General features: G+C 57.8%; 9 protein-coding genes. All 9 read right to left on the bottom strand.

From position 1 onward, the window contains the following. Window positions 1-864 precede the first annotated feature (864 nt). The gene (locus ACEN8I_RS22630) at window positions 865-1,260 is read right to left on the bottom strand and encodes a hypothetical protein (RefSeq protein ID WP_413330884.1); all 396 of its coding nucleotides are present in this window, start codon (window positions 1,258-1,260) and stop codon (window positions 865-867) included. Between the two features lie 93 nt (window positions 1,261-1,353). Then, the gene (locus ACEN8I_RS22625) at window positions 1,354-1,776 is read right to left on the bottom strand and encodes a hypothetical protein (protein WP_413330883.1); all 423 of its coding nucleotides are present in this window, start codon (window positions 1,774-1,776) and stop codon (window positions 1,354-1,356) included. A gap of 158 nt (window positions 1,777-1,934) precedes the next feature. Further along, entirely contained in the window at window positions 1,935-2,120 is a 186-nt protein-coding gene (locus ACEN8I_RS22620; protein WP_413330882.1) for a hypothetical protein, read from the bottom strand. 19 nt (window positions 2,121-2,139) lie between these two features. Beyond that, window positions 2,140-9,903, bottom strand: a complete 7,764-nt coding sequence (locus ACEN8I_RS22615; RefSeq protein WP_413330881.1) for a calcium-binding protein — start codon at window positions 9,901-9,903, stop codon at window positions 2,140-2,142. 22 nt (window positions 9,904-9,925) lie between these two features. Beyond that, complete coding sequence (locus ACEN8I_RS22610) at window positions 9,926-10,567, bottom strand: hypothetical protein (RefSeq protein ID WP_413330880.1); 642 nt, start codon at window positions 10,565-10,567, stop codon at window positions 9,926-9,928. 74 nt (window positions 10,568-10,641) lie between these two features. Beyond that, window positions 10,642-10,878: a hypothetical protein gene (locus ACEN8I_RS22605; RefSeq protein ID WP_413330879.1), complete on the bottom strand. Its 237-nt coding sequence runs from the start codon at window positions 10,876-10,878 to the stop codon at window positions 10,642-10,644. Between the two features lie 4 nt (window positions 10,879-10,882). Next, a complete protein-coding gene (locus ACEN8I_RS22600; RefSeq protein ID WP_413330878.1) occupies window positions 10,883-19,183 on the bottom strand; it encodes a calcium-binding protein in 8,301 nt (2,766 codons plus the stop codon). Continuing rightward, window positions 19,180-19,800, bottom strand: a complete 621-nt coding sequence (locus ACEN8I_RS22595; RefSeq protein WP_413330877.1) for a hypothetical protein — start codon at window positions 19,798-19,800, stop codon at window positions 19,180-19,182. Before ACEN8I_RS22595 ends, ACEN8I_RS22600 begins: the two co-directional genes overlap by 4 nt. A 65-nt stretch (window positions 19,801-19,865) precedes the next feature. Next, window positions 19,866-20,630 (bottom strand): HlyD family efflux transporter periplasmic adaptor subunit (locus ACEN8I_RS22590; protein ID WP_413330876.1); only part of this gene is annotated, 765 nt, incomplete at its 5' end.

Below are 20,630 nucleotides of genomic sequence, written 5' to 3'. Positions count from 1 at the left end.
TACCCCAGCCACTGAGATTCGGGAATTTCTTAGCAATTCCTTTTAGATTGTCTGTCACCGATTTATCGGCAGCTGCACCAAGAGTGCCTCCTTCAAGTTTTTGCACCCAAGCGGTATGTAGTGCTTCATCGGCAAAAGCCAAGTCCAGCTTAACCTTCTCGCCTGTATGCCACGTCTCAATGTTGCTAGCGGTCAGTTGTCCAAAGTGCACCTGCTGTGCGGAAGTAAGATTAATAGCCCGCTTCGCCGCCTCGAAGCCTTGGGTGTTATTAATCTCTAGTAAAGCAGAGCGAGGTACTCCGTCAATCTCGCCAACGTTGGTGTTTCGCAGCAGCGCGGGGAGCTCGCTTGTGACAAAGACACTCATATTGTCCAGCGCACTTGGAGCAATAATGCGAAAATTGCCTTTGGCCTCGGCTACAAATTTTTCCGAGGCGATATCCCACATCGAAGTAGCATTGACGCGCTTACCTGTTGAGTCAACGCCACTTTTGTACCAATCCACTTTCTCCTTGATCCCCAGTCGCTGCTCGACTGAGCTCTGCTCATAGTCGATTCCGTACAACTCGCGAGACACAGCGTTCTCAAGCCGTGAAGAAAAAATATCGCTGTCTAGTAGCCGCCCAATCTCGCTTGAGCCGATGTCATGGACGTTCCCTATGCTTTGATTTACAACGTTCGCTGCAACGGCCCCTGTCGAGCTTCCGTCAGGCATTCGCCCGCTGAACAACAGATATGTGTCACTAGGATTCGCACCGCGTACGGTTCCCGTCACCTGATCTATTACATCGAAAAGCGCGGAAACAGTAAATGTTGCGCCAGGTTGCTCTAACAGAAGGCGGGCGGAAATAAAATCTATAGCCATTACTTATCCCCTTCGCCATCAAAAACAGGAGTGAACTCCATCCCTCGCCACTTATGTACGGTGAACGCTGCTTTGATCTCCTGTTGTAACGCGGGTTGCAACTCCAAGGGCACCAAGTCCTCAAAGAGAACTCGCGGATCAGTCAAATCCAGAACGCGGAACCCGTAAGTTTTACCCTCATAGTGCATAAAGAAGTATCTATAAGGTGATCTGGCTTCAAACGTTGGGGCTCTTAGCAGATAAAAATTTCGATCTCGGTCGATCGCCCAGGGAAGATCAGGCTCATTGTTGAAATGACCACCCCTCATTTGCAGTCGCTTCTGTTTATCCTCATCTACATCTGCGAATATCTTCTTTCGATCTTCTGGAGAAATTTTTTCAAGTATGTAAGCCATGTCTGCTCCTGTCTGAAGTAAATACTGATTCTCAATTATTTAACTGAGTGATTTTTGAATAAACGGTGTGTCGGGGCACCATTTTTAGAGCTGTCATAGACCTTTGAACTCGGGGACAAATGGATCTGGGTTGCCAAAATAGTCTTTTTGCCCTTCCCCTGATCGACCAAAAACAGTGAAGGCTTTTGATAGTTCCTTTTCAAATTCGTCTCGCAATAAATCAGACGGAGACTCCACGATATTTACCTGACTACCGAAAGGAGTTTCAATACGAATTTCGTAAAGGACACCTTGGAAGAAAAAATAGAGCGACGTACCCATCGTCTCTGGTCGCGTAAGAACGGGGGCAAAGTACATGTAGAGGTCACGTTCGCGATCTACGGCCCATTTCTGAGGAAAATCTCGAAGATTTTTAGCCGCGTAAATCAAATCACGCTCCTTCATAGAATGCTGTTTTGCATCTTCGACAATCTTTTCCCGATCGATGGGTGTAATGATTTCAAGTGCGTAGGCCATAGATGCTTCTATTAATTGAAATAACTCTATCTACTATTTTCATCGGCTCCTGGGTAGCCAATAGTCTCGTAATTCACGCTCCACTAGCGCTCGCGCGACGATGTGCTTATGCAGCTTCACATCTCCCTCCCCGACTCCTGCACCGCCTTCTGCACAGGCTACAGCAAATACTCGAACACCGCCCGCTTGCCTTGGTTGATCTCGACCATTACTTGCATGCCCGGCGTGATGGCCAAGGCCTTACCCTGCGGGTCCTTGAGCACCTGCTCGTCGAGCTTCACGCGAACCTTGTAGGTCGCCATGGCGGCAGCTACGGCCGCCATGGCGTAGGCATTGATGTGCATGAGCTTGTCCATCCCGCCACTAGCCCAAGCGCACCAGTCCCTCTTGCAAGCTAGCAGTCGAATGAATCCCCTGCGCCTGCGCACCAAACTGCGCATTCGTCAGCACCTCCTGCGCCTTGCCCAGGCCCATGCCGGCCAATGTGCCGTCCGCGCCATAGTGATAGGCCAGGTCGCCGCCCAGGGCTTCGCTGTCGCTGCCCGCCAGGTGGAACTGCGTGAGCCCGTTGCTCAGCGCCCAGCTGCTCAGCCCCGGCGTTGCCGTGCGCGCCGCGTCGAACGCGCCGACCAGGCCCTGGAAGTCAAAGGTCTGCACCTTTTTGTTGAGCAGCGGGTCGCTGGAGTTGGCATCAAAGGCCGACATCGCTTCGGCTACCAGTTGCAGGTTCAGCACGGTCCGGTTGCTCACATCGCCGTACCAGCCGGCGAAGGTCAGCATGTCGCCGTCGCTCACCTTGAGCACCAGGTCGTTACCGTTCTTTTGCAGGCTCAGGTTGGCGTAGTCCAGGCCGGCGCCGCCCAGGCTGACCGTGTCGTCCTGGCTTTGTGGGCTACCGTCCCCTCCGTACACCGTGTCCTGGCCATCGCCCACGTTGAAGGCGATCACGTCGGGACCGTCTCCGCTGGTGATGAAGTCGTTGTCGGCGCCGCCCAGGAGAAAGTCGGCCGTAGCGCTGCCTCGCAGGTCGTCGTCGCCGGCCCCACCGTTGTAATAGTTGCCGCCGTCGGCATCGTGGAGGTTGTCACCGCCCGCGCCGCCTTCCAGGAAATCACTGCCGCCACCGCCATACAGAATGTCGCCGCCCCCCTCTCCGGCCAGGAAGTCGCTTCCGCCCTGACCCTGCACGAAATCATCGCTTTCGGTTCCACGCAAATAGTCGCTGTTTTCGGTGGAAGAAAACACCGCCATGCCGGCCAGGTCATCGGCAGTCCACACGGTGCCGTCGGCAAAGAGAACCCTCTCCACCTGATGGGCGTCGTTGTCAAACCAGTTGCTGAGCTGTATGCGGTCTGCGCTGCCCAGGTTCAGGAACAGGTTCTGGGAAGAGTCACGGGTGACATAGACTTCGTACGAGGCAATGCCGCTGCCAAAGCGGATGGTGTCGACATTGCCTTCCTCATCGCCGTATTCGTTGACGATGTCGATGCCGTCGCCGCGCTTGAACCGGTAAACGTCGTCGCCCGCGCCGCCGCTCAGCACGTCGTTGCCGGCGCCGCCGGCCATCACATCGGCCCCTGAGGTGCCAAAGAGGGTGTCATTGCCTTCCGTGCCTTGAACGGTCACATCGGACACGGCAACAGTGAGCGTGAAGTTCGACGAGGCTGCCAGGCCAAAAACGTCCCTTGCCTTGACGGCAATGGAAAGCGCCCCGGCAAAGCCCGCCGGCGCGGTTCCCTCAAGCCTGAAGGTGTCGACGTTGAAGTTGAGCCATGCGGGCAAGGGGTCGCCGTTGGCAAGGCTGAAGCTGTACATCAACGGGTTGCCGTCCTCGTCAGAGAACAGGTCCGATGGAATATCGAGGCCGACGTTCCCTTGTGCCTCGATTTCCAGGTCATCCAGGGGATACACCGCCTCAGGGGCATGGTTGAGGCGGCTCGCGTCAGCCAGCGCGAGTATGTCGCCCGCGTTCCAGACCACGCCGTTGTCGAAAACAATGCGCTCCAGGAAGTAGCTCGCGGCCTCGGGGTTGAGGCCCTGTTGCACCGTCAATGTCTCGCCGGTGGAAATAATCTGAATGATCAGGTCCAGGTTCCCGGGCTCGTAGGTCACCATGATGTCGGCCGGGTCCAGCCCCGTCAGCTTGACGGTGTCAAAACCGCCGCCGATATCACCGGGGTCTCCAGAAGTATCGCGGACGATGTCATCACCTGAACCTGCATACCAGACGTATGTGTCATTGCCGGAGCCGCCATACAACTGGTCGTTGCCGCCCCCGCCGTCGAGGATGTCGTCCCCGTCGAAGCCGTAGAGGTAGTTTTCGTACGCACCGCCGACGATGTGGTCAAACTGCGACCATCCCATCAATATCGACTCGAAAGAATAACTTTCCCTCAGCTCCATATGAAGCGCCTGTTCCTGGAGGTTCCAACTGGTTCCATCCGCAAACCGGAGCCACTCAATGCTATATAAAAGCTCTCCCTCCAAAAAGTTCTGTGCGATGTCCAGCGTCTCGCCCGTGTCGTTGATCCTCAGAAACGCGTTGCCGCCGTTGTGCCGGACCATGGTCAGGTCCGACGCGTTCAGGCCCTGGAGTTCCAGCGTGTCATTGGCGCCTCCACCAAAATCATAGATGTGGTCGTCGCCGTCTCCGCGCCCCCAGACAAAGGTGTCGCTGCCTGAGCCTCCATCCAGGTTGTCGTTGCCGCCACCACCTATAAGACGATCATCACCGTCGCCGCCGCTCAGGCTGTCGTTGCCGTTGCCACCTTTGAGCAGGTCATTTCCTCCGCCGCCGTTCAGGCTGTCGTTGCCATCACCGCCGTCCAGCGTATCGTCGGTATCAAAGCCCCAGAGGAGGTCACCGTCGGGGGTTCCTTCCATCGATTTGAGCCGGAGAGCCGACAGGTCCCACTCGGCCCCGTCCGCAAAGACCAGCTTTTCAACCACGCTGTGCAAACCAAGAGAGCTGCTGGTGAGCCTAAGCTGTTCACCGGTATCAATCACCTGAATCACAAAGCCGACACCGCCGTCGCCTCGAACCCGGATATCGGTGGCCAGCAAATTACCCAGCAGCAAGGTGTCGAATCCACCTTCTTCGGTCACGGTGTCATTGCCGCTCCCTCTTCCCCAAACATAGGTATCGTCACCGGTGCCGCCCACCAGCGTGTCGTCGCCGGTGCCGCCGTCGAGTGTGTCGTTGAACGCGCTGCCCACCAGCACGTCGTTGCCCGCCGCACCCGACAGAACACTGGGTTTGTTAAAAGCCAGGAGGTAGTTGTCGCCCGCGTCCCCCTGGGCTTCCTGGCCCGCTGCCAGCAGGCCCGCCAGCGTGGTGGTCTGGCCCCCGGCCGTGACCACGATGTTGGCCAGGAACTGCTCCACATCGCCATCGCCGGAATCGGGCTCCAGCGTGATGCTGTCGGCGCCGGTCGAGTCGAGGTACAGCACCACCGCCCTGGAGTTGCGCTGCACCAGGCCGATGCGCAGGCTGGCCAGGTTGGCCTGCTCGCCCAGGGCGATGGTCACCGCCGAGGCGGCCGCCAGGACACCGGTGCCCAACTGCACAAGGTCCCGGCCGTCGCCGGATTGAAATTCCAGGGTGTTTCCACTCGAATCGAGCTGGATGCGGTCGTTATCGCCGCCCGCGGAAATCGTATTGCCGCCTTCATGCACCGTGATGTCGTCGGCACCTAGGCCGGTGACGATGTTCTGGTTGCTGCCGGTCACATTCACGGACCGACTCGTCGGGCTGTGCCGCAGCAGGTCTGCGGCAGTGTAGGTCTGCCCGTCGACGGTGACAGACGCGAGGGAGCCATCGGCCCAGCCGGTGCCTCTGACTTGCAAGCCTCCAATGGTCAAAACCTGGTTGCCGTTCGAAAGAAAGGTCAAGACTGGGGCATTGCCTGCGCCGCCGGCATTGACGATTTCCAGCGTACCGCCTCCGCGCGAAACATCAAAGAGTGAGACCGAAGCGGCCTGGGCCGCATCGATGGTGTAGTGGTTTTGGCCCGACTCGTCGATCAGCAAGGCGTTGCCGCTGACCTCGTAAACGTCATCGCCTGAGCCACCGAAAGCCGTGTCGCCCGTGCCCACCACCAGGGTGTCATCGCCACCGCCGCCGTGCAGTGTATCCATACCCGCCCCACCGTCAAGCATGTCGTCACCGTCCAGGCCGGGCGTGCCTTCGTCGCTGTCACCCCAGAGCACGTCGTTGCCATCGCCGCCCAGCAGCGTGTCGTCTCCGCCGTTGCCGGCCATGACATCGTCGCCAGCTCCGCCATCAAGGTAATCGTTGCCGTGATATTCGGCTGACAGATCGGCTTCCACGCTGTCGCCCAGCATGATGTCGTTGCCGTCGCCGCCGTAAAGCGTGTCGTCGCCGCCCAGGCCGTACAGCGTGTCGTTGCCGGCTTCCCCGTTCAGGTAGTCGTCGCCATGGTATTGCCCGGCCAGGCTGGCCTCCGAGGCATCGCCTTGCATCTCGTCGTCGCCGTCACCGCCGTACAAGGTGTCGTTACCGCCGTCGCCGATGATCAGGTCGTTGCCGGCCCCTCCGTTCAGATAGTCGTCGCCGTGGTATTGGCCGGCCAGCGAAGACTCATACGCGTCACCGTGGAGCGTGTCCCGGCCCGCGCCGCCATACAGCGTGTCGTTGCCGCCCTGGCCAAAAAGCACATCGTTGCCGTCTTCCCCGTCGAGGTAGTCGTCCCCATGGTATTGGCCGGCCAGTGCCGATTCGTTGCTGTCGCCCTGAAGTTCGTCGTTTCCATCGCCGCCATACAGCGTATCGTCTCCGCCGTTGCCGAAAAGCAGGTCGTTGCCGGCTTCCCCATCCAGGTAATCGTTGCCGTGGTATTGGCCGGCAAGCGCGGCTACCAAGGCATCGCCCTGCAGCTCGTCGTTTCCTTCCCCACCATACAAGGTGTCGTTGCCGCCATCGCCAAAGAGGACGTCGTTGCCGTCTTCGCCGTCGAGGTAATCGTCGCCGTGGTACTGCGCAGCCAGGTCCGACTCGTCGGCGTCCCCGAACAGAGTATCGTTGCCGTCCCCGCCATACAGGGTGTCGTCCTTGCCGTTGCCGGTCAGCGTGTCGTCGCCGTCTTCCCCGTCAAGATAGTCACTGCCGTGGTATTCACCGGCGAGGGCGGAGCCGGACGCGTCGCCCCACAGCAAGTCATTGCCTGCGCCGCCGAACAGCGAGTCGTCTTTGCCATAACCCAAAAGCCTGTCGCTGCCTTCGCCGCCGTCCAGAAAGTCGCTGCCGTGGCTCTCGGCCGGGGTATAGCCATAGCCGCCCAGCACATTGACACCATCCCCCAACAACTCGTCGTCACCCGTACCACCTTCAATGATGTCGTCGCCCGCCAGGCCCCAGAGCTTGTCGTTGCCCGCACCGCCTTCGATGCGGTCGCCGCCGCGGCCGGCATAAACGATGTCGTTGCCATCGCCTGCATCGATCACATCCGACGCATCGTCCATGTCGGCGCTTCCGCCATGGGTGGCCAGTGTCGGGTCCCAATTATCAGTAGGTCCTACACGCTGGGGAACCGCCACGTTGGTGGCGCTCAGGATGGTGTCGTTGCCCGTGCCGCCTTTGATGGTGTCGCTGCCCTTGCCTCCGCCTATCAGGTCGTCACCGTCACCCCCCTCAATCTCATCGTTTCCGTCGCCGCCATACAGAAGATCATTGCCGCCCTTGCCGTCGATCTTGTCGTTGCCGCTGCTTCCGCTGATCACGTCTTTGTAGCCGGCGTCAACTACACCGCCCGTGAGCACGCCTTCGGATGTCCAACTGGTGCTGGCCCAGTCGTAATACTGGGAGCCGTTTGCCGTGTCGATGGCGGTTTGGCCGCGCTGGTCGCCGATGAAGGTTTTGGCGACCTCCCCCGCATCCTTGAGGTTGATGGTCCAGGTATTGGACTCGTCAGTCTGGTCTTCCCCTTGGTAGCTCACGCTCAGACTACTTGTGCCATCGCTGGTGAGATCACCCTCCTGCACAAGCGAAAATGACACCTCTGTTTGCCCTTCTGCCAAGGTGATGACCGCGCCATCCGCATCGACAGTCCTGTCACCGAAAATCGCCTTGAACTTGTCGGCCATAGCGCCCAAACCCAGCGTGAGCGTTTCACCGGTCTTGGCAGCGGACCTCAAGTAAACAGTGAAGGACCTTCCCAGCCCTTCAATCACTTCTGACGCCTGGCCAGCAAGACTATCGAGACTGAAGCCTGCGCCGGACCAAAGATTGGGACCACCGCCCGCCTTGATTGCCACACCTCGGGTATTTTTCAACTTGATGCCCAGGTAGCCTTCGCTGCTAAGCGCCTTGGTCAAGTCGAAGTTGTTGATATTGATGACATCGCTTGCAATGTCCGTAGAGATGGTCAGCGTCCCAACAGTGGCGCTTTCCTTGCGAAAGAATCTGTAGCGCACACCGTTGCTGTCTTTCCAGGCATCTCCAGTCAAGCCTGCACTTTCAGCGCTTGTCAGCGTGTTTCCATTCAGCACAATGCTGCCCAGGCCATCACTGTCTGTAATGGTGTCACCGCCGTCACCTCCGATAAATTGATAGATGTCCGTGCCCTGACCACCCATCAAGATATCGCTGCCCGTTCCACCATTCAGCACATCGTTGTCTACACCTCCCAGCAAGGTGTCTTTACCAGCACCGCCCGTTAAAAAGTCTGCGCCGGCCCCACCTATCAAAATATCGGACCCGCCACCACCATCAACTATGTCGGTCTGTGCGCCTCCCAAGGCGACGTCGCGCACGATATCTGAGCCACCCGACCAAATCATGCCGCTGGTGCCGCTCTGGATATGCCAGGACTCTTGCTCTTTGAGCACAGATATAGGCAAAACGGCTTGCTCTGCACCATCCATATACAAGCGGGCGGCCTTGGCGAGCAGATCAAGACTCTTTAGTTTGGTTCGATCAGCCCCAATATCCGACACCTTGAGATGAACGCCATTGTTATCCGTTGTGAAAATAACGTTCGTCGTTGCGCTAGGCGCAGTGTTGTAGAAGTAATCCATGCCTGCCGCAATCAACGCAGTGCGGACGGAAGACTGGGCGGCCATCCCACTGCTATCACCTTGCAGCTTTATCAGTTCAGTTGTGAACCGTTTGAGAGCGCTATCGGCAGTAAGTCCTTGATGCAATTGGTCATTGACCAAGGTAGTGATCAAATCCTTGGTGCGACCGTTAGGATCAGCCGCATAAAGTGTGGTGTCGAGCAATGCTGGCAATAACTCGGGCATGGTTTTGGCCAGTTCACGCAGCCTGTCGTCGTACAAAAACGCCGCATGCAGGTTGATGCTATGCAAAGAGAGTGCACGGCTAACAGGTTGTGGGCCGATATCTATAAGCTTATCTTTGCCAGCGCCTACTACCGACGGTAAAATGACTCGCAAATACTCCAGGACCTCTCCCTTGTTGTAATAGTTGGTCACTCCAGCTTCGCGACTCTTGAAAACACCGCCAATATTCTTTTCGGTCACATCAAACAATAACTCTCGCAATGGATTGATTGCATCGAGTACGGCCGCGCTACCCGACGCTGCAGCCTGCGCGGTAAGCGTAGCAATAGCCGCGACCATTGCGGCTTTGTTAATTGTCGATAGCTGAAATGGGCCTTGAGCGAAAGTAACGGCGGGCTTGTTAAACCACGCTGCCATATTGGATGCCAAGCCTCCACCAAGGCTATGCCCTGTGAAACTAATTTTGCTGCTGTCGTAGCCGCTGTCAGTAGCCCAATCTTTAACGGCCGCATAGTAGCTAGCGGCATACAGTTGGGCGGGCACATTGAGTTGCTTTAGCGCTAACCCAAGACCTACATCGGTAGTCAAATCGGCCACGGTATTCCACGCGCGACCTTCAAGCTTAGTTAAAAAATCCGTTCCCTTATAGGCAACAACAATCTCGCCAGTGCTCTGGTTCAAATATGCACCGGCGGTAGCGCTAAAGGGGTTGACATTGAGGTAGTCCCCTGCAACAAAACCCAGTTCCGAGAGAGATTTCCATCCAGGTGGTAAACCCAAGGCGTTTACTGTGCCGCCGCCGCCACCTCCGCGCTGATCGTTATAAACGACGGCCGAAAGTGCTGCGTATTCAAAATCGGTGATCATATTTCCTCCGTATTGTTAAAACTCATTCAGATCTATTTGTCCAGTTGTAAAGCGCTGCCCATTGATCCGCTACGCTTTCATAAGCTGATAAATCTAGAACCTTTCCCAACTCCCCTTTGTCTCCACGTGGTGGGCACCATGTGAGATCTTTCTCCCTGATGGATATCTTTGTTGGCCTCCCGCTAGGGACGCATGAAAATAGATTTTCTTCTTTGCGTGCCACGTAAGGTATTTGCAAAAACGGGACTCGCTCGAATGCCGTACCGCTCCATCTGAATGCAACCATGTAGTGCTTTGGAAATCGATAGTGCTCAAGTTGCCGAGCGCCACGGGGAATACCGAAAACGTAAACCTTGCCGTCCACCACATCCACCCGTTGAGGCATGAGAAGTGAGTGCCAAACCGTCTCCCCACCCAGTTCCGGCAGGTCAATAGCGACCCAACTCTGCTTGGTCCCGTAGTTGTCGTAGTACTCACGCCTCTGATGAACAACAATGATCCGGCCATCGCTCAAACGCACTTCCTCATACCAGCTGGGATAGCGACTCTCGTAGTACCGCCAGACAGCTATCGCGGCGATCATCAACAAAGCACTGACCAAAACCAAACGCCGTCGGTTACGTTGTATAAACCCCATCTGAGAGGTTTCATTGGCTGTACTCATATTGCGTTTCTATTGAGATGAGTATTCAAACTATTAAATACGCGACACGTGTCGCGTAACGTTATCAATACTCTTCACCTCTCCCTCCCCGACTCCTGCACCGCCTTCTGCACAGGCGACAGCAAATACTCCAGCACGGTCCGCTTGCCCTGGTTGATCTCGGCCACGACGTGCATGCCCGGCGTGATGACCAGGGCCTTGTCCTGCGGATCTTTGAGCACCTGGTCGTCAGGCCGCACCTTGTAGATCGCCATGGCGGCAGCCACGGCTGCCATAGCGTAGGCACTGCTGTGCACGAGCTTGTCCATCACGCCACTAACCCAAGCGCACCAGTCCCTCTTGCAAGCTAGCAGTCGAATGAATCCCCTGCGCCTGCGCGCCGAATTGCGCATTCGTCAGCACCTCCTGCGCCTTGCCCAGGCCCATGCCGGCCAGCGTGCCGTCCGCACCATAGTGGTAGGCCAGGTCGCCGCCCAGGGCCTCGCTGTCGCTGCCCGCCAGGTGGAACTGCGTGAGCCCGTTGCTCAGCGCCCAACTGCTCAGCCCAGGCGTTGCCGTGCGCGCCGCGTCGAACGCGCCGACCAGGCCCTGGAAGTCAAAGGTTTGCACCTTTTTGTTGAGCAAAGGATCGCTGGAGTTGGCGTCGAAGGCGCTCATCGCCTCGGCCACCAGTTGCAGGTTCAGCACGCTCTGGTTGGCCGTGCTGTCATACCAGCCACTAAAGGTCAGCTGATCGGTTCCGCTGACCTTGAGCACCAGGTCGTTGCCGTTCTTTTGCAGGCTCAGGTTCGCGTAATCCAGCCCTGCGCCGCCCAGGCTGACGGTGTCGTCCTGGGCGCCGCCGGGGTTGAGCGTATCCTGGCCGTCGCCAATATTGAAGGCGATCACATCAGGGCCGTCGCCACCAGTGACGATGTCATTTCCCGCACCGCCCATGAGAAGGTCGGCCGCACCGCTTCCCTGCAGGGTGTCATCCCCGGCTCCGCCGTTGTAATAGTTGCTCCCATCGCTATCCGCCAGGTAGTCGTCACCCGCGCCACCTTGCAGGTAGTCGTTGCCGCTACCGCCATCGATGAAGTCGCCGCCGCCCTCTCCGCTCAGGAAGTCGTTACCACCCTGACCGTACAGGAAGTCCGTCTCCTCAGTCCCACCGAGGTAGTCGCCGCCTTCGGTAGGGCCAAACTGGGCCATGGCGACCAGGTCATCCGGACCCCACATCGTGCCGTCGGCAAAGAGGACGCGTTCGACCTGGTGGGCGCCACCTTCAAACCAGTTGCCGAGCTGGATGCGGTCTTGGGTGCCGTCTATGCTTAGGAACAGGTTCGAGGAGGAGTCGCGCGTGACCCGGACATCGGCAGCCGAAATACCGCTGTCAAAGCGCACGGCGTCGATATTGCCCAGGGTTTCGTCATAGTCGTTGATGATGTCCTGGCCGTCGCCGCGTTTGAACAGGTAAACATCGTTGCCCGCGCCACCGCTCAGCACATCGTTGCCACTCAGGCCTTCAAGAGTTTCGAACGCGCCCGAGCCGATCAGCTGGTCATCCCCTTCAGTTCCGGTGATGGCCGTTGGCAACCTGGCTTCCAGGTCCGCTTTGCTCCATATCGTCCCGTCGGCAAATTCAACTTGCTCGACCGTGTCGGCGCCCTCGCCAAACCAGTTGCCGATCTCAATGCGGTCCGTGCTGCCGTCCATGCTCAGGTACAGGTTGAGCCCTTCGCGGCTGACCCTGACGTCCGACACGGCGACGGTCTCGTCAAAGCGGATGGTGTCCACGTTGCCGGCCGTTGAATCATCTTCATTGACCGTGTCGAAACCATCCCCGCGGCTGAAGAGGTAGACATCGCTGCCGGCCCCACCGTCCAAAGTGTCGTCGCCCTCGCCGCCCTGCAGCACGTCGTCACCCGCCCCGGCCAGGATGCGGTCGGTCACGCTGGTGCCGGTGATGGTGTCTGCGTCCGACGTGCCCGACAGGTCAAAGCCTTGGTCAAGGAGGTCTTCCAGGCTCAACACGCTGCCGTCGAACTCAAGGCGCTGCACACTCCAGAAGCCTTCGGCGTCTGTGGGGTCGAAGTTTTCGAGGTGGATCATATCGCCCTGGTTGCCCAGCCTGATCACCAGCGAACCCGCGTCAAGACCCAAGGTGGCGGCAGTGCTGATGCCGCTGCCAAAGCGCACGGTCCCGCCGCCCGGGTCGGTGATGTGTACCTCGCCGCTGCCCTGCTCGTAGATGTAGGTATCCCTGCCCGAGGCGCCTGTCATGCGGGTGTTGGGGCCGGCAATGAAAGTAGTGGCAAAGTCAGGCACGCCATAAAGGTCCAGGCTGCCGGCGCTGCCGTCTTTGAGCAGGCCCTTGCCGGTCATCTCGGCCGCGGAAAGCATGGCGCCGCCTGAGGTGAAAAGGATTGCCTGCGACATCTCGCTGGAATCCGCGTACCAGCCGCTGATCCGCAAACTGTCGCTGCTGCCGATGATGGAGATCAGCAGATCCACACCATCGCTCTCGACCTGAATGTCGCTGGTGGAAGCAACCACGGCCCGAATTCCGGCCAAGTCGGCTGCATCCGAAGTCTGCGTGCCCATGCCCGCGTAAAGATGGGCGTACCCGACATCAAGATCGGGCATCGGTGGCGCCAGGGCGATCAAGTCCAGGAGGCCACTCACCGTGCCATCCGAAAATTCAAATTTCCGGATCACGCTGTTGAGCGCATCGCCGGTGCGCGGCATCATGATGCGTATGCCTTGGTCGGTTCCCCACGTAATGTCGAGCGTCACGTGCGTGGCACCGTCCAGGGGAGCGGCGACCTCACCCCAGGACAGGGTCAAGTCCGCCAGTGCAAGCCCCGGGCCGAAACTCACCACGCCCCCGGGCATCAGGTCAGCATCAACCAGGGGCTGCAGCACCGCGAAATTGTTCGCGGTCAGCACCACGGCCGGCACGGGGTGGGTGTCGTAGTAAGAGCTTGGTTGATAGTCGCTTCCGGGGCCAAAACCAAACGAGGAGTACGGCGTCGTGTACAAAACAGTCAGGGGCTCGACATAGCGCCATTTCGTATCGTCGCGGGCCATCGCTTCGTCAAAAGTAAGCCAACGGGGCTTGACATTAAAAGCCGCGCGTGCGTCTTCGATGGAATCAAAATATCCGGAGAATGTCTCAACAACCTGGAAATAAAACTTGCCGCCGCCGATGAAGTTTTCTCTCCAGTCCTGGTAGCCCATGGCTTGGTAAATGTCACCGACGGTCAAAGACCTTCCCAAGCCGTCCGTGTCTGTTTCGGCATTGAAGTCATACGCAATAAGGTCCACCCCCTGGTTGTCCGGATTCACCAGAATATGGCTGCCGGTCCGGCCGACCACGGTATCGTGACCGTCGCCAACCACCATGATCCTTCCGCCCTGAAGATATTGGTCGCCCGTACCGGCCATCAATGTGCCGCCACCGATCAACTGGGCATTGCCCGTTCCGCCATAAGCGAAACCGGCGCCGTAGATGATGTTGTTGCCGACACCGCCGATGACCGCGGCATACTGGTTGGCCATGACGGTGTGGTCGCCGTCGGACAAAACCGTTTCGCCGATGCCGTAGGTTATTTGGGCATGTTGGTAGTCAACTGCCAAATAGGAAGGAAGCTCCCCCGCCATCGCAGGAGCTCCAGGGTCCTGAAAGCTCAGCGCAGATGCGACGCCAACATAGTCCTTGGCGATTTCGATGTTTCTTTGATAGCCGTCGATATATTCGGTGGGGTTCGGCATATTGGCGCCTGCCGCATCCGACCAAGTGTAGGAGCCCGTATATTGCCAGGCACGTGTGTACGTCGTGATCGAGGTGTTGGTCCAGGTGATGTCTCTCCATGCATTCTGGTGCGTCACTGACGTGCTGAAGGGGACGGTCAATGAAATGAAGCTATCTGACGCGGCCTGAACGTTCTCATCGATTGCAATCATTGAATCGTCCATCACACCTTGGTCCCACTGCGTTTGATTCCAGTAGGTGGGTGAGGTGTAGGACGAGTTGGTTACCCATTGGCTAGAGAAATTGGGCAGCGAGTGATGGATATTCCGCGATTCATGTGTGACGTCGACGCTGTAGTTGTATACGTTCCCGCCAAAGTTAACCGCGGGCCGGAACCAGGTGCCGTCTGACTGCAGTGAGTAGCCCTGCAAAAATGCTTCGTTACTGATCTCGCCTTTTGCCCAAATCTTGAAGTCCTGCAACAGGCTGTTTCGCAAGGTGTCCCACTGTGGCCGGGAGGCTTCGACCAGGGCATCCGCAGTGACCGTGTTTCCTTGCGCATCCTTCAAGAGCCATGATGTTTGAGTTGGGCCGTAATAGTCCTTGATGAGCATGCTGGTAACGCCGCCGCGGGCTTCTACCAGAAGGTCATTTTGATGGCGAGACGCCGTCAGGCTCTCCAGCTGAAGCCCTGGCCCGTCAAGTTCAATGACGGAGCCTTCAATGGAACCATCCACCACGGTGGCATGGCCCGTGCCGAAGCTCAGCACATAGGTATCCAGTCCGGCGCCCCCGGTCAGGGTGTCCTGGCCGGAACCGGCAAAGAGCCTGTCGTTGCCGTCGCCGCCATCGAGTGTGTCGTTGCCCTCGCCGCCGATGAGGGTGTCGTTACCCGCGCCGCCGGAAAGGGTGTCGTTGCCGCTTCCGCCGTCCAGCGTGTCGTCACCGTCCCCGGCCTGCAAGACGTCGTCTCCCGCCCCCCCGTTGAGGTCGTTGCCTCCGCCACCGGCCTCCAATACGTCGTCGCCTGCTCCACCACGCAGGGTGCTGTTTCCGCCGCTTGCGAACAGCGTGTCCCGGCCGCCTCCACCCAGCAAAGTGGCAAAGCCATGCCCGGCTGTTAATTGATCGTCGCCGCCGCCGCCTGTGAGTTTTTGATGCCCGCGGGATGTCGAGAGCTCCACATCATCTTCCAAGTTGCCTTCCAGCCACTCAGAAACCGAGATTCCACCAATCGTGTCAATGCTGCCGGCAAGCGCATCGACGACGCGCAGAACGCCCCGGTCACCGTAATCCAGGATCAGGTCGGAGCCTTCCGCGCGCGTGGACGCAGGCAAGCCGTCGGCCAAAGTGAGGGTATTGGTGCCACCGCTGTCAACGACAGTATCGCCGGCACCGGCCTCAAAGACGTCATTGCCCTCGCCGCCGTCCATGTAGTCAACGCCATCGCCTCCGACCAGAAGATCGTTGCCGTCGCCGCCGTCGAGTATGTCATCGCCAGCATCGCCGTACAGCTTGTCATCACCATTGCCGCCGTCGAGCATGTCGTTGCCGTGAAATTCCACGGCCAGCTCATCGAGCGGAGCATCGCCGTGCAAGATATCGTTTCCGTCGCCGCCATAGATCGTGTCGGATCCGCCGTCACCCCACAGCTGATCATCACCTTCCTCGCCATCGAGAGCGTCGTCCCCGTGGAATTCACCGGTCAGGTAACCCGGCTCTTCCGGAATCGCCCCGAAGGCGTCACCTCGAATAATGTCGTCACCCGTTCCCCCATACAGGGTGTCGGCGCCTCCATTGCCAGTGATCGTGTCGTTGCCGGCTTCCCCGTCGATGTAGTCGGCACCATGAAACGCTCCTTCCAATCTGCTGGCGTTGGCATCGCCCCACAATACATCTGCGCCGTCACCACCGTAGATGGTGTCTGCACCACCGCCGCCCTCGGCATAATCATCGCCATCCTCACCATCGATGTAGTCGTCGCCGTGATACTCGGCTGCCACATAGTCTGCAGTGCCGATGTCGACGGAGGTGTCGCCCCAGAGCTCGTCATCTCCCGCGCCGCCGTACAGCGTGTCAGAACCGCCGTCGCCGAAAATTTTGTCATTGCCATCTTCACCGTCCAGGTAATCGTTGCCATGGTATTGAGCCGCGAGATCTGAAACACTCGTGTCGCCATGGAGAACATCATTCCCGGCGCCGCCATACACGGTATCGTCTTTGCCACCGCCGACCAGAATATCATCGCCATCTTCACCGTCCAGATAGTCGTTGCCGTGGTACGCGTCAGGCACCTCTGATACAGAGGAATCGCCCAGGATGACGTCGTTTCCTGCGCCGCCAAAAAGCTGATCTGCTCCTCCGCCGCCCTCAATTTTGTCTGCGCCTTCGCCACCATCGATAAAGTCATCTCCATGCTGGTTGACGTCCAATACCACCCCGCTCCAGACACCCAAATATCTTTCAGACGAATACCCATCGCCGAAAAGCGTGTCGTCCCCCTGATCGCCTTCGATGATGTCGCCGCCTCCCATGCCCCAGATCACGTCGTCGCCCGCGCCGCCCTGTACGCGATCCGCGCCGCCGCCGGCCACGACCGCGTCATTGCCATCGCCCGCGTCTATCGCATCAGAGCTCGCGGTGTCATTCTTGCCCGTTTCCAGGCTGGCCTGATCAACGAATCGCCCCAAATCGCCCGAAGAATAATCACGCGCGAGAAAACCATCGTTGGCACTTGACCGTTGGCCGAAGACCAGGCCGTAGGCACTCAAAATGAGGTCGTCTCCGGTGCCGCCCTGAATGTCGTCGGAACCCAGTCCGCCGGCAAGCTTGTCGTCGCCATCACCCCCCAGAATGATGTCGTTGCCGGCCCGGCCATCCCCCGCATCATTGCCCCCCTTGGTGTCAATCTTGTCGTTGCCAGCGGTGCCGTAGATGACGTCGGCGAAGTTGGCCTGCGCCACCCCGCCTGTGAGCGTGCCGTCGGCGGCCCAACTGGTTACGCTCCATTTGTAGATGCCGAATGACGGCTGGTCAGGCGTAACATCCGGCTCGATCTCACTTCCAACCAGTTTTCCACGCTGATCGCCGAGGAAGATTTTTACTACTTCGGGTAACTCTGCCAAAGTACTGTCCATCGTCAACCCCAGTTGGCCATTCTGCCAACCCTGCACACGAATGTAGTTCAGGCTTGAATCTCTCCTGATGAGAAGACTTTTGTCAGCACCACTACCAAGGAGGACGAAGACAAATCCCTGCTCTTTGTTGTACCAAGAGTTGTCGTCTAACTTCTTGCCACCTTGCAAGGTCACACCGTCTACTTCAATAGAGCCTCGTCCGTCACTGTCAATCACTACATCACTGCCAAAGGCTCCGGTGAATTTGTAGGTGTCATTGCCGGCACCGCCACTAAGCCAGTCGTTGGCATTGTCACTAGCGCCGCCATTCAGGCTGTCGTCGCCTGCGCTGGCATAAAAGGCATCGCTCTTGTTGCCTCCGGTGAAAGTGTCACCACCGGTGCCGCCAATAAATATTTGACTCTTAGCGACATCTTTGGCCGTTGCGGTCGAACCTGAACTGCCAGCAATGACATTCCATTGACCATAAGTAACGCTTCCACCGAAAGCGCCATCGGAGACGAAATTGAGCCATGGTCGAACATAGCTCAGCGCTTTATTCTGCGCATTAATCAGACCGGCACCTTGTGCGGATGTGTATTGCAGTAGCTCGCCTGTTTGACTAAAGAACTCCTGCCCAGCATAGTCGGTGCCCTGCCAGTAGTACCACTCTATGTCTTGAGCGAGGATTGCGTCTTGCGCAGCCTGGTTCAGGCCTGCCATATTGGCGCCAAGCTTGCCCAGGTCGTTGGCAAAGTGCGTGAGCATGTCGTTAGCGGCAAGCAGAACTTGGGTGCCCGAGTCATCCCGCACGCCCACTTCATTGCGAATGAGTTTCGTGATGATGACTTGCTTGTTACCCAGTACGTCCCCGCCATATAGATTTTTATCCATCAGGCGCTCGAGTGCCGTGGGCAGCTTGCCTGCCTCTGTTTGAAACTTGTCGCTTAAGAGCGCAGCTGCATGCAGGTCGATGCTGTGCTTGTCTCCCGCAGAAAGCTTGGTGGTGCTGTCTTTAAAGAGAGACACTCGCCCCGGGGCTTCGATCCAATCCACGATACCCGGAGAGAAACGAGTCAAACCATCTTCTAGCACCTCACCCTTAATGGCCCATGCTTTCACATTAGCCTCGCGCGCGCTGAATTCAGTCAGCGGGTTGTAACCCAAAAATGCCGGATCGACGCTGCCGGAGCTCAATAGAAGCTTCGCTTTGACGCCTGTCATAGCTCCCGTAATGAGTTTGATGCCGAGGACCTGACTGATATCCACCGAGCGCTCAAACGGAGCCGGTGCAAACACATAGGCGGGACGGTCATACCATACCGCCATCATGGAGGCCAGGCCTCCACCCAAACTATGCCCAGTGAAGCTGATGTTGTCGCTCAAAGTGGGATCAGCTTTGACGCGCTGATATAAGTCGGCGGCAAGATAGGCCTGCTGACCATATTCACCCAGGGCTGACGGAATGTTACCGCTGATGAAATCGTCATAGAAGCCAGGACGGTCCAGCCCAAACTCAGTTCCAGCATAAGAGATGACAACCTCACCGGTGGAGATATTTTGATAGACGCGGGCGCTAAAGCCATCACTCAAGATGCTGCTGTTTGAGCCGGAGCCAGAAATGTCGTATTGGGTAAGAACTTTCCAGCCAGGGGGAATGGGAGCATCGTTGTCGGTGTCAATGCCAGTTGTCGGGTTAAGCGCACCTCTGCGCACGTCCCAATACGAACCTGCGGCCATAAGGGCCATGGTTGTTTCGATAGTCATTTATTTTCTGCCTGTTTTTTGTTGACGTGTCTTTGAATGATGAGTCCGCTGTCTCCTGCAGCTCGGGGGTTATTTTTCCAATGCTCCATCTTGACTTGCCACGTCAAAAGCGAATTGGCAAAAGGCGCAATTCCTTCTGGGCTCGGAGTGACGGGCATCATGTTTTGACGAGGAAAATCTGGAATGTCATCCCAAGATGCGGCAGAGCGTTCAACACCGTCCTTCTCTAGAATGAGTACGGGGTACGCGCGGTCAATAAGTGTTTTTGGCGGAAATCCAGTCGTCACATCTAAACCGAAATACCATCTACCGTCACGGTTCTCAATCATGTTCACGTCGTAGCGCTCGAAATTGCGACTAATTCTTCCCCAAGGGGGTCCTGCATCAAAAGTGACTTCGGTGTCACGGTCATATGCCAACCAGCGGTCAGATCGTGAGCGCCGCTCAAACGTCCGCTTAACATGCACAACAATCACCTGCCCGTCATGCAACTGCACTTCTTCGTCCCAAGAAATATCAAAGAACCGCGGATAAAGCCCAAAGTTCAACACGTATGTCGCCCCACCAACTGCAATCGCTATAAACCCCAGCAAGGCGTATTTGATTCCACGTTTCATGCATCCCTCCAAAAACAGTAAGGAGTTGGCGTGGTGCTCAAGAGTAATAGGCTCCCTTACCCCCCTCACCTCTCCCTCCCCGACTCCTGCACCGCCTTCTGCACAGGCGACAGCAAATACTCGAGCACCGTCCGCTTGCCCTGGTTGATCTCGGCCACCACCTGCATGCCCGGGGTGATGACCAAGGCCTTGCCCTGCGGGTCCTTGAGCACCTGCTCGTCAAGCTTGACGCGCACCTTGTAGGTCGCCATGGCGGCAGCCGCAGCTGCCGCGGCATCGGCGTTGCTTGAGCCTGCGCTGGCTGATGACGTGCCGCCGCTGCCCTGGTTGTTCTGCGTCGCATCGGCGCTGATGTGGATGACCTTGCCCATCAACATGCCGTATTTTTGAAACGGGTAGGCGGCGAGCTTGACTTGGGCGGACTGGCCTACCTGCACAAAACCCACGTCGTCGTTCTTGATGGAAACATCGGCAAACAGCTGCTCGCCCTGGGGCACCAGAGTCAGCACCACGGTGCCGGGCTGCACGACGGCGCCCACGGTGGTGGTGGCCAGGTCTTTGATGACGCCGTCCTGCGGGGCGCGCAGCTCCATCAGGCCTTCCTTGTAAATGCTTTTGTCTAGCGTGGGTTGCAGTTGCGCCGTCTTTGCGCGGACTTCGGCCAGTTCTTTTTGCAGCTCGCTTTTGTAGGCGCTTTGTAATTGGCTGATTTTTTTGGTTTGCGCGGCGATGGTGGCGGTGAAGGCCTGCACGGCGGATTGCTGGGCGTCGAGGTCTTTGCCTTTTTCAATCGCTTCGCGCTGTTTGTCGGCGGCGGCCAGGCTGCCCAT

The sequence above is a fragment of the Polaromonas sp. CT11-55 genome (genome assembly GCF_047303325.1).
GTDB lineage: Bacteria > Pseudomonadota > Gammaproteobacteria > Burkholderiales > Burkholderiaceae_C > Polaromonas.
This window is presented reverse-complemented; position numbering and strand designations above follow the sequence as displayed.

Coding starts and splice junctions, on each gene's coding strand:
- ACEN8I_RS22615 (WP_413330881.1), bottom strand. CDS start 9,903: ATGATCACCGATTTTGAATACGCAGCACTTTCGGCCGTCGTTTATAAC.
- ACEN8I_RS22595 (WP_413330877.1), bottom strand. CDS start 19,800: ATGAAACGTGGAATCAAATACGCCTTGCTGGGGTTTATAGCGATTGCA.
- ACEN8I_RS22625 (WP_413330883.1), bottom strand. CDS start 1,776: ATGGCCTACGCACTTGAAATCATTACACCCATCGATCGGGAAAAGATT.
- ACEN8I_RS22630 (WP_413330884.1), bottom strand. CDS start 1,260: ATGGCTTACATACTTGAAAAAATTTCTCCAGAAGATCGAAAGAAGATA.
- ACEN8I_RS22600 (WP_413330878.1), bottom strand. CDS start 19,183: ATGACTATCGAAACAACCATGGCCCTTATGGCCGCAGGTTCGTATTGG.
- ACEN8I_RS22610 (WP_413330880.1), bottom strand. CDS start 10,567: ATGAGTACAGCCAATGAAACCTCTCAGATGGGGTTTATACAACGTAAC.
- ACEN8I_RS22620 (WP_413330882.1), bottom strand. CDS start 2,120: ATGCACATCAATGCCTACGCCATGGCGGCCGTAGCTGCCGCCATGGCG.